At 31.5% G+C, this 11,002-nt stretch carries 7 protein-coding genes and 1 pseudogene; 4 read left to right on the top strand and 4 right to left on the bottom strand.

The annotated features are described in order from the left end of the window. Nucleotides 1–352 precede the first annotated feature (352 nt). Nucleotides 353–1,264: a replication initiation protein gene (locus MN581_RS09760; protein WP_117974294.1), complete on the bottom strand. Its 912-nt coding sequence runs from the start codon at nucleotides 1,262–1,264 to the stop codon at nucleotides 353–355. Nucleotides 1,265–1,832: 568 nt separating this feature from the next. Then, nucleotides 1,833–2,255, bottom strand: coding sequence for a hypothetical protein (locus tag MN581_RS09755; protein WP_199500934.1), 423 nt, complete (start codon nucleotides 2,253–2,255; stop codon nucleotides 1,833–1,835). 361 nt (nucleotides 2,256–2,616) lie between these two features. Here MN581_RS09755 and abc-f point away from each other — a divergent pair, with 361 nt between their 5' ends. From abc-f to tet, 3 genes are all read left to right on the top strand, one after another. After that, entirely contained in the window at nucleotides 2,617–4,083 is a 1,467-nt protein-coding gene (gene abc-f / locus MN581_RS09750; RefSeq protein ID WP_117974224.1) for a ribosomal protection-like ABC-F family protein, read from the top strand. A gap of 389 nt (nucleotides 4,084–4,472) precedes the next feature. Beyond that, nucleotides 4,473–6,332 carry a GTP-binding protein gene (locus MN581_RS09745; protein WP_117974227.1) on the top strand — a complete coding sequence of 620 codons (1,860 nt, stop codon included), beginning with the start codon at nucleotides 4,473–4,475 and terminating at the stop codon, nucleotides 6,330–6,332. A 4-nt stretch (nucleotides 6,333–6,336) separates the two neighbouring features. Further along, nucleotides 6,337–7,710 (top strand): Tet(L)/Tet(K)/Tet(45) family tetracycline efflux MFS transporter, encoded by a 1,374-nt coding sequence (tet, locus tag MN581_RS09740; RefSeq protein ID WP_117974230.1) that lies wholly within the window; start codon nucleotides 6,337–6,339, stop codon nucleotides 7,708–7,710. A 749-nt stretch (nucleotides 7,711–8,459) separates the two neighbouring features. Here the strand turns inward: tet and MN581_RS09735 are convergent. Beyond that, the gene (locus MN581_RS09735) at nucleotides 8,460–8,723 is read right to left on the bottom strand and encodes an epsilon-antitoxin (RefSeq protein ID WP_002336758.1); all 264 of its coding nucleotides are present in this window, start codon (nucleotides 8,721–8,723) and stop codon (nucleotides 8,460–8,462) included. 912 nt (nucleotides 8,724–9,635) lie between these two features. Here MN581_RS09735 and MN581_RS09730 point away from each other — a divergent pair. Next, on the top strand, nucleotides 9,636–10,835 hold the full coding sequence (locus MN581_RS09730) for a RepB family plasmid replication initiator protein (protein ID WP_040145014.1): 1,200 nt from the start codon (nucleotides 9,636–9,638) through the stop codon (nucleotides 10,833–10,835). Nucleotides 10,836–10,929: 94 nt separating this feature from the next. Here MN581_RS09730 and MN581_RS09725 read toward each other — a convergent pair. Continuing rightward, nucleotides 10,930–11,002, bottom strand: a pseudogene (locus tag MN581_RS09725) (IS6 family transposase); the annotation flags it as partial.

Raw genomic sequence — 11,002 nt, 5'->3', positions numbered from 1 at the left:
TCGTCATCTTACTTTTGGCCAATTTTACGTCTAAAGAGCATAAGGGAAACTGCCAACAGGCAAGCTGTTGGGTTGATAGTATCAACGTTTCCGATATAACATGATTTTTTCTCGTTTGCACTGTTTTGACACACCTTTGACACACCTTTTAGCCACTTTTGACACACCTTTTAGCCACTTTTAGCACACCTTTTAACCACCTTTGACACACACTATCTTTTATCAATAAAAGAATTATCCTAAATCATTTTTTTTTGAAAAATTAATTTTTCAAAAAAAAAAAATAAAAAACTTTTCCAAAAGTATGGAGAAGTTTTTCTTCTTTGTCGTGTTGTTCGAAGTAGTTTTCTGATTAATGGAAGCCACTTTTTAAATTATCTAAAATATCTTTTCGAAGTTTTTCTTCTTCAATTTTTTCAAATTCTTTTTGTTTCTGAGCGTAAAAATCTGACTCATGTGTGCCAATTTTTAAATTTAATACTTTATCTTTTGCGACCCATTTTTCTTCTTGAGAAAGATCACCATTGTGTTCAATATTAAATATTTTTTGTCGTAAGTCTTCGTGTTCTCCTTTAGAAAAGTCATCAGCATTTTTAGCTTCAGCTTTAAAAGCAAACTGATAACCAACGACAGGTTTTCCTCGACCTTTGCTATATTTCTTTTTTATAGTCAACCCTCTAAATATTGGAGTCAATTCTTCTTTGATAGGTTTTAAAACTCTTGTATCAACATTTGAAGGTTTATTCCAATAGGTTTCAGGAATATCTAGAAGATGAAAAAATTCTTCTTTGGAATAATAGACAAATCCTGTTGTTCGAAATTGTTTAAGTAATCTAAACATCGTTTTGGAATAAGTACTATCTAATCTAACAAATTGTTCTAAATTAAATCTAGTCCAAGTTGATAATTGATTAAATAAACCCTTAAAGTCTTCATTAACTGCAATCTTAACAACTTGTTCAGAGCGAACAATTGAATATTTTCTAAAAGCTACAAATTTAGTTAACGTATCACCATCATCATTCATAGCGTTAATACTTAGCAATTTATCGTAAGCAGAACTTAAATCCTGTATAAAACGTTCACCTTTTTGATTATACTTACTTAAATCTTTCAATTCGTTAAAGTTAATAACAACTTCATTAGAACCTTTATCTCTGACACGCGAAGCTATTGAAAAGAACAAGTTCATTTCAACTGGAGAAAAATTTCTTAAAGGAATATCATTCAAACGGTTTTCATATTTAACAATTTCATTAGTCATATTTTCACCTCTTTGTAAGTGTAACAATAATCTAATTCTTTATCAACTACTTAATAAAAAACACGTAGCTTATAAGGTCTCAATATGTAGCTTATAAAGGTCTCAATATGTAGCTTATAAGGTCTCAATATGTAGCTTATAAGGTCTCAATATGTAGCTTATAAACCTCGAAAACCGTTGATAACAAAGGGCTAAAAGCACCTCTAAAAGAGGTTTAAAAGAGATTTAAAAGAGATTATAAAAGAAGAGCTATACTTTCCCACCGAAACCTTTTATTTATTTTATTAAAAAGTTCTATGCGTACCATAAAAATAAATAAAAAAAGGAGTGAGAAAAACCCACTCTCACATTTAACTTGCAGCAGTCGCTTTACGCTCCTTCGCTAAAACCTAAAATATTTCTCTAAGGAAATAATTCAATAGGCTTAAAACGCAAAAAAAGAGCTATTTAAGCTCATCTAGATAAAACTCTTAGTTTGGATAAATAAAACGTCTTTCAGACGGTCAGGGTAAACCCTAACAACCCTAGAGTAAAAATCAGTAGCAAATGACAAGAATAAAAAGTAAATTTATTTCCACCACTGCCACCATTTTTTAGTGTCTATGTTTTCTTCGAGTAATTTTGTATTCTTTTGTTGCTCATAAAGTAATAATTGTTGTTGTTGGTCTAACAATTCATGCAGTTTTTTTATTTGTTCTTTTTGTTCTTCATCATGCTTTTTTAGTAATGAAATTTGCGCTTTTAAACTATCAATAAGTATTTCATCAGCCGTTTCATCATTTCTTGGTGAAATGGAACGCTTGCCGTCTTTTTCTTGTTCAAAGCTCTCTATTATAGCTTTTGTAGTCGTTTCATCATACATGTTAGTATTGCGTTTCTTAAACGTTTCATGAAACGAGTTAGCTTTTAAAAATCTAAACAAAGTAGACTTAGAAATACCTATAATATCAGCTATTTCTTGCATTGTCTTAAACGTTTCATCATTTCTCAAAGCGTTTCAACTCCGTTTCATTGTGATATGTAATATTGTATCGGAAGTTGACAATAAAACAAAGAGAACGTAGACAAGTTCTTTTGAGATAAAACAGTTTACAATTAAATCATATATGATAGAATTACCTTAATGAATTGACCAGTGAGGAGGAAAAGTAATGACAGCATCTATGAAATTGCGTAATGAATTTTTGAATAGCTAATTTAATATCATTCAAAAATCTAGGTAAGCAATTTCAAGGGATAAGTGTATACTTTTCTATATAAAATTATTAAATGAAATGGCAAGACGTAGAGATATTCTAGGTCTTTTTTAATGCACTTTTTTCCTTTTACCTAGCGTAAAAGGAGACTATAAAATGGAAAATTTAACAATAAAATTAAGTAATATCAACAAAAGATACGGAACAAAAGATGTTTTATCTATTGAAAATCTAGTAGCGTATAACGGAGAGCGTATTGGAATTATTGGTGCAAACGGTCAAGGAAAGTCAACGCTATTAGAAATCATTGCAGGAACAGTAAAACCGGATACTGGAGTCGTTCAAAAAGAAATTGAGTTTAACTTATTTGAACAGATAGCTGATCCAAAAGAATTAATAGAAACAGATAATATGGACTGGAAGTTATTAAATAATTTTTCAGTACCTAAAAATAAAATTGATTCATTAAGTGGTGGAGAAGAAACGAAATATCGTTTAACGCAATTACTATCGAATTATTCAATGGGATTGCTACTTGATGAACCAACAACACATCTTGATAACAGAAGTGTTGATATTTTGATTGATGAATTAAAATATCACTATGGAACATTAATCTTTGTCAGCCATAATCGTTCTTTTATTAATCAATTAGCCACTAAGATATGGGAAGTTGATAATGGGGTTGTTTATGAATACGAAGGTAACTATGATGATTATCTCGAACAAAAACAAATGAAACAATTAGAATTAGAGAATAGCAATGAACAATTTATTAAAGAAAAAAAGAGATTAGAAAGTGCTATTAAAAAGAAAAAAGAACAAGCTGAAAAGAGTAATAAAGCGACAAATAAAAAGAAAAAGCAAAATATTCGACCAGACCGATTGGCGTCTTCTAAACAAAAAGATACCGTTCAAAAAAACTTACAAAAATCAGCTAAGGCAATGGAAAGTCGTTTACAACAGTTAGGTGGACTACAACAGCTATCAACTGAAACAGAGATTATTTTTCCTACTAGTCAAACAACGGAGTTGCATAATAAATTTCCAATTATGGGAGATAACTTTTCTCTCAAAAAAGGCGAGAGAGTCTTATTCGATAATTGTAATTTTCAATTTCCCTTAGGGAAAAAGATTGCCATTATCGGAAACAATGGAACAGGAAAGTCATCACTTCTAGACAGTATATTAAATGGTTCTGAAGGAATAACAGTTTCTTCTAAGGTAATCTTCTCTACATACCATCAAATGTCTTATAAAGTGTTTAAAGATGAATCTGTTTTAAGTTACCTAATGAATCAGACAGAGTACCCTGAATCAACAGTTAGAAGTATCTTAAATAATTTAGGATTTACTCAATCAGAAGTATCAAAATCTGTAACAAGTTTAAGTGGTGGAGAATCAACTCGTGTACAAATTGCATTATTGTTTACTCAACCTTCAAATGTATTGGTTTTAGATGAACCAACAAATTTTATTGATTTAAAAACAATTGAAGCTTTAGAAAAGCTAATAAAAGCATATCAAGGAACCGTGATAGTCACTTCTCATGATCCATATTTTATAAAAAGTGTTTCAGATATAACATATGAGATTAAGGAACTTGATTTGCAACAGATTTAATCTTTTAGTTACTCATTAGTGAATTATACTCAAATTTACATGAAGAATAAGGCTCTCAGAATTAATTCTGAGAGCCTTAAATATATTTCGTAATCAAATATAGGTTTACATAAATCACGTTATAATTAACTAAAAAAATTGTTTTTTTAATTTTTATAATTTATACTAACTTAAGATAAATAAATCAAATAAAAATAAGTGAGTGATCTTCATATGCTTCGGAGTATTTCTAAATAGCACATTTTAATATAGCTGAAAAACAAAGGCTTATTTGGTGTGCTCTTAAAGAAATACTCTCGAACTATAATTAGAAGGTCGTGAACAATAGACTTCTATGGTATTTGCGATGAGTATTTTTGCGAACATAAATCCATAGAAGTCTTTTTTTGATGAAAAAAATTATTAATGTAGGAATTGTCGCTCATGTAGACGCTGGAAAAACATCTTTAACAGAAAGTTTGTATAGTAGAACCCATGAAAATTATAAGCAAGGAAGTATTAAGAAGGGTGATACTATTACTGATACCCTTGATTTAGAGAAAGAAAGAGGCATTACAATAAAAACAGCTTCTGTTTCTTTAGAGTGGTGTCAAACAAAAATAAATTTGGTTGATATGCCTGGACATATTGAATTTTATGGTGAAGTAGTGAGGTCACTAAACGTTATTGATATAGCTGTTTTAGTCGTTTCAAGTTTAGGAGAACTCCCAACTCAAACAAGAAGGATTTTTGATACATTACAAGAAGCCAAGATACCGACTATCTTTTTCTTAAATAAAATAGATATAGAAACAGCAAGACCAGAATATCTGATTTCTGAAATCAAGAATAAATTGACGAGTCATCTTGTTCTAGTAGAATCCTTGTTTAGTCAAGAAAGTAGAGATACTTTAATCGAAAACAGTCCTTATCTACTTGAAAAGTTTATGAATGATGTATTAATAAGTGAAATAGAGCTAAAAAATGAGTTGAACCAACGAACTTTAATGAATGAAAGTTATCCTTTAATTTTAGGTTCGGCTGTGACAGGAGAAGGGATAGATACTTTATTAAATTTATTAGGTAGCTTTGATTTAGTTGATAAAAGTAAGGATAATTTATCTGCATATTTATATAAAATTACTTTTATGAATGGTCAAAAACAAGCTTATTTTAGATTACTATCCGGTGAAATAAGTAAGAACCAAACTTATTTGTTAAATAATCAAGAAGAAAAGAAGCTACCACGTTTTTTAGTATTACAAGACAACCAATTTGTAGAAGCAAATAGTATTCAAACAGGAGATATTTTTATGTTTCCAAAATGTAAAGAATTAAAGATTCAAGATTTCTTAGGAGAACCTTTAACTAATGAGCTATCTTTACCTAGCCCAAGTTTAAAAATCACTTTCCAAGTTGGGGAAGAAGAGAGAATGACGTTACTAGACTTATTAACTGAATTATCAGAAGAAGATCCATTACTTGATTTCTCAATTGATAAAGAAACTTCAGAAATCTCAATGAAAATTTTTGGTCGAGTTCAACGAGAATACTTAGAAGAAACTATACGCAGACGTTACTCTTTTAAGACGCTTAAATTATCATTACCAACAATTGTTTATAAAGAAATTATAGAAGAAATAGGAATAGGCACAATTGATGTAGATGAATCACTTAATCCCTATTGGGCAACGATGACCTTGAAAGTTGAACCGAGTAACCTATCAGGCATTCAATTTGATAGTTTAGTGACAACAGGTTATCTGAAACAGTCATTTCAAAATGCTATTAAAGATAGTGTGTTTAGTTCAACTAAAACAGGTCTTTATGATTTTGAATTAACCAATGTAAAAGTAACGTTGACAGATGCTGAATTTTTTAGTCCAGTCAGTACACCATCTGAATTTAGAAAGTTAACACCATATGCATTGTATAAAGCATTGTTAAATTCTAAAACAGTCATTGTAGAACCAGTAGTAGAGATAGATGTATCTGCAAATAAAGATTATTTAGGGAAGGCTATTAGTGAACTCGGAAAATTAGAGGGAAATGTCTTAAATGTATCAGAGGTAGAAGATGAATTTAATTTAATTGCAAAGTTACCTCAATCTTTATTTTTAATATTTGAAGAAAAGAGTAATGAACTATTTAATGGACAAGCCTATATAAAAAATAAAATTGTATCTTATCAAGAAGTGGTAGATAAAAGTTTATATCAACAAGGAAAAGTTGATAGGATAAAATCTTTATTAATTAAAGGGAAAGAGTGAAGAAATGAATTCTAATTCGTCAAACCATAAATCACAATACAACAAATTATTACTTTGGCTTTGCTTTTTATCTTTCTTTAGTGTACTAAATGAAATGGTTCTAAATGTATCTTTTCCTGATGTAGCGAATTACTTTGGAAAAGCTCCTGCAAGTATAAATTGGATTAATACATCGTTCATGTTAAGTTTTTCTGTAGGAACAGCCATATATGGCAAAGTTTCTGATTATGTTGGTATTAAGAAACTGTTATTAACAGGAATTTTATTAAATTGTATAGGTTCAATTATGGGTTTTATAGGTCATACATCATTTCCTGTATTATTATTATCACGATTCATTCAAGGTACAGGAGCTGCAGCTTTTCCTGCGTTAATTATGGTGGTTGTTGCTAAATATATTCCAAGGGAGAGCCAGGGAAAGGCTTTTGGACTTATTGGTTCCATTGTTGCAATGGGTGAAGCTCTAGGTCCATCTATCGGTGGAATGATAGCTGAATATATTCATTGGTCTTATCTATTGATATTACCTTTAGGAACTTTAATATCAGTTCCTTTTCTTATCAAAATGCTTGATCATGAACCGATTAAAAAGGGAAGTTTTGATTTTATAGGATTAGTATTAATGTCGTTAAGCATAGTAACTTTTATGGTGTTTACCACATCATATAAATTATATTTCTTAGGAATAAGTTTCGTTATTTTCATTATTTTTATTAAGCACATAAAAAAAGTGGATGAGCCGTTTATTGAGCCTAAATTAGGTGAAAACCGATCTTTTATGGTTGGTATTGTTTGTGGAGGTCTTTTTTTTGGAACGGTGGCAGGATTTATTTCAATGGTTCCTTATATGATGAGAGATTTATATCAGTTAAGTACACTTGCCATTGGTAACGGGATTATCTTTCCAGGAGCTGTTAGTGTCATTATTTTTGGTTACTTTGGTGGAATACTAGTAGATAAAAAAGGACCAATATTCGTGTTAACTATAGGAGCTATGTTGTTATCAATTAGTTTTCTATTGGCTGCACTGTTTGTTGAAACGACACCTTTTTTAATTACTATATTAATTATTTTTATATTTGGAGGTCTGTCCTTTACAAAAACGGTTATATCTACAATTGTTTCAAGTAGTTTAACTACAAAAGAAAGTGGTTCAGGAATGAGTTTACTTAATTTTACAAGTTTCTTATCTGAAGGACTAGGAATCGCAGTTGTAGGAGGATTACTGTCTGTAGACATACTAAATAAAAAAATTATTCCTATAAATGTTTCTTCTCAATCATATTTATATAGCAATATGTTACTTATTTTTTCTATAATAATTATTTTTAGTTGGTTAATTACTATCAAAGTGTACTCTGAGCCAAAAATAAAATAGTTATTTAACCTCTTAGTTACCATAATCTCTTTTAAACGAAGTAGCCCCTGGATCAACCATTCCAGGGGCTTTCTTTGTGAATCGCAATTGGTCTACCTCTTTTCAACCCGAAAAAGATTGATGTAACAGCCGTCTTTTTCTTAAAAACTTTGTGAAAGTTCCCTTTCAATTCTGAATGAACTTGTTATTTTATTCGGAATTTTTAGCCAATTAATGATCTTCTATTTCTTCATTTTTACGATCGGGCTGCGAAAATATTTCTAGAAGTGTATGGATCAAAAACAGTCCGATTTGGTGTGTTAGGGTCGTTCGCTTTATTTGAAAGGGTGGATCTAATTGATCCTGAATAACTTGCCTTATCCAACTCGTAAAGTAAAAACCCGTTTAGGAAGCTGGCTTGCCACAAAATACAAAACTAGGTAAAAAAATTACTAGCAATAAAAGAAACTAGTTCAACAAGATTTTAACATGAGCAAAGCGAATTTTAACCAACACGCTTGACGAAAAAAGAGTACACGTCACGCAAGTGATCTGTCCTCTTTTTTAGCACGATAGACACCAAAAAATTTTGGTGAGTGTAAGTGCGCCTTTAGTAAAAATCGCTAAGGGAATAGTTGTCAGATTAACTTTGTAGAAATGAACCCCTTAGTTTTAAGGGCGCACTTATACCCCTAAATTTTATTTAGTGGTAATTGTGCTATAAAACTTAATTTACATTTCGTTTTATCGTCAAGCGTGTTTGTTAAAACTCACGCTGTTCGTGTGATGTTATCGGCATATTTTTTTATCGTTCGTAAATAGTCGTGATAGGCTTCTAATTCTTCTAAAGATAATTCAAATAAATTAATTTGGTTCATGTTTGATAATTGTTTTAATAAATTTACTTGTAGGTTTGTCGAATCACTTTTATCGAGTTCATTATTTAAAACATAGTTCAACATTTTTGAGTGAATCGCTGATTGAAATTCATTGATTATCTCAATTTCAAATGTTTTTCTGTAATCTAAGGTCATGTTGTTTGCTCCTTTCTGGTTTCGCTTTGCTCAACTAAACATTTACTTTTAATTAAACAGACTTCGCTAGTTTAATCAAAAGTAAACGTGCGGGTAAAAAACAATTTTCTCAAAAAACGTCATAAAATTCGTTTTAAGGCGTTTTTCATATTAAACGTCTATTTATTCAAATGTAAGATTAAAACGCCTTAGAAACGATTTTAAGTGGGTTTAAAGTGGGTTTAAATTGATTTTAAATGAACTGTTTTGTTTGGAATTAAAAAACAATTATTCATGTAGGTTTTTAATTCAAGGGTCGTTAGGGCTTGCCCTGACCGCCTGTAAGGCGTTTGATTGCCAGATAGGCGTATTTATCTAGTCAAACAATTAAAACAGCGTATACGAGCAATTAGAGCCAATCAAGAAAATCCCTAAAAGAGGGTTTGCTCTTTTCTTTTCGCAAGTGAACGAAGTGAACGCTGCAAGTACAATGTGAGCGTGTTTTTCGCTCACTCCTTTTTGCATTTATTACTGTACGATTTTGATCTTTTAGATTTTTTAACCGAAGTGAACGAGAGGGCGAAGCCTTTTTAATTTATCTTATATATTTTAAATCTTTTAAATCTTTTAAACCTTTTGCGTGCCGAAAAAGGCAGTTTTAGCAAGGGTTTGCGAGATTAAACAGAGAGAAAAAACTGTGTATACAGAGAGAAAAAACTGTGTATACAGAGAGAAAAAACTGTGTATACAGAGAGAAAAAACTGTGTATACAGAGAGAAAAAACTGTGTATACAGAGAGAAAAAACTGTGTATACAGAGAGAAGTTGCATTTATTTTTCTCTATATAGTGCTATAATAAGAGCATAGAGAAAATACCACTGTAAAATGTCTTTCTCTATGCCTAACCAAAACACGCAAAGGAGCGTATTTTCTATGGCCAGTATACCAGAAACGAATCATGTAAAAAAGCAGGTGATGTACATGGATGAACTGACAAAACGAAAAGTCGTGGAACACAATGACTTGATTACGAGCGTAGCAAAAATGGATAAGACCCCTCTAAAGATTTTTGAATTGGCGGTATCGTGCATTGATACGGACAATCCACCGAAAGACCATACGATTTACTTATCCAAAAAAGAATTGTTTGCTTTCTTTGATGTGTCCGACAACGACAAGCATAGTCGCTTTAAACAAGCCATTGAAAAAATGCAGAAACAAGCTTATTTTGAAGTGCGAGAGCAGACTGGAAAAGGATTTGAATTTGAAAGTATTGTGCCAATCCCTTATATCAAGTGGAATGATTATGATGATGAAGTCACGATCCGCTTTGACCAAGCGATTATGCCTTATTTGATTGACTTGAAGCAAAATTTTACCCAATATGCTATTAGTGACATTATGGAGTTAAACAGCAAGTACAGCATTGTGTTGTATAAGTGGTTATCCATGCACTATAACCAATACGAGCATTATAGTTCTAAGGGTGGGCGCAGAGAGGAGCAAGTCGAAGCCTACCGCCATCCGTCTATTTCGATGCAAGAATTACGAGCTATGACAAATACAGTCGATGAATATAAAAATATGACAGATTTTACAAAATGGATATTAAATGCACCTCTTAAAGAAATTAATCAATACACCCATTTGAATGTAGCCTATGACAAAATCAAAAAAGGACGTTCGATTGATTCGATTGTCTTTCATATCACGAAAAAATGGCAAGCAGACGATACCAGTTACAAGTTAGATGATCCATTGTACCAAGAAGAGCAGGCAAAAAAAGAACAAACCGAACAAGCTTTGTATGCGGAAGCTATGCAAAGCAACTACACACGCTTGTTGCTAGATTCCATGCTGTTAAGTCCGTATGAAATGACCGACCTTGCACTCATGTCAGGCTTACAAAAGAACGTCTATCCACGCTATGATGAACTGAAAGCCTTACGAGGACTTGAGGGCGTGAAAACGCATTTGTCGTATGTACGTGAGAAGCAAGCACCGTATTCAAAAGGAAATATGGCGAAGTATTTGAAAAAAGCGATTGAACAATACTTGCCAACTGTAAAATTACAAGACCTTGAACAACCAGAACGTGCAAATGTTCGAGGTAAAGGAGCAAGCCATGAGTGAGAATTTAAAAACAATCAAAGAGCTTGCGGATGAGTTAGGTGGTTCTGTTGCAAAGTTTTAAATAAAGAATAAAATCCCTTACGGTATCTATGATTTAAGCTGGGATTCCCAATAATACCTTGATTTCAGTACAGACCGAAAACCCGAAGAGAGTGCCTTCTTTTCGG

The organism is Vagococcus sp. CY53-2 (assembly GCF_022604695.1).
Classification (GTDB): Bacteria; Bacillota; Bacilli; order Lactobacillales; family Vagococcaceae; genus Vagococcus.
The sequence above is the reverse complement of the archived record's forward strand: the minus strand, read 5'-3'. Positions and strand labels throughout refer to the sequence as shown.

Bases quoted from the DNA above. Each gene is read 5' to 3' on its own strand.
- MN581_RS09760 (WP_117974294.1), bottom strand. From the start codon at position 1,264: ATGACTAATGAAATTGTTAAATATGAAAACCGTTTGAATGATATTCCT.
- MN581_RS09745 (WP_117974227.1), top strand. From the start codon at position 4,473: ATGAAAAAAATTATTAATGTAGGAATTGTCGCTCATGTAGACGCTGGA.
- MN581_RS09735 (WP_002336758.1), bottom strand. From the start codon at position 8,723: ATGACCTTAGATTACAGAAAAACATTTGAAATTGAGATAATCAATGAA.
- abc-f (WP_117974224.1), top strand. From the start codon at position 2,617: ATGGAAAATTTAACAATAAAATTAAGTAATATCAACAAAAGATACGGA.
- MN581_RS09730 (WP_040145014.1), top strand. From the start codon at position 9,636: ATGGCCAGTATACCAGAAACGAATCATGTAAAAAAGCAGGTGATGTAC.
- tet (WP_117974230.1), top strand. From the start codon at position 6,337: ATGAATTCTAATTCGTCAAACCATAAATCACAATACAACAAATTATTA.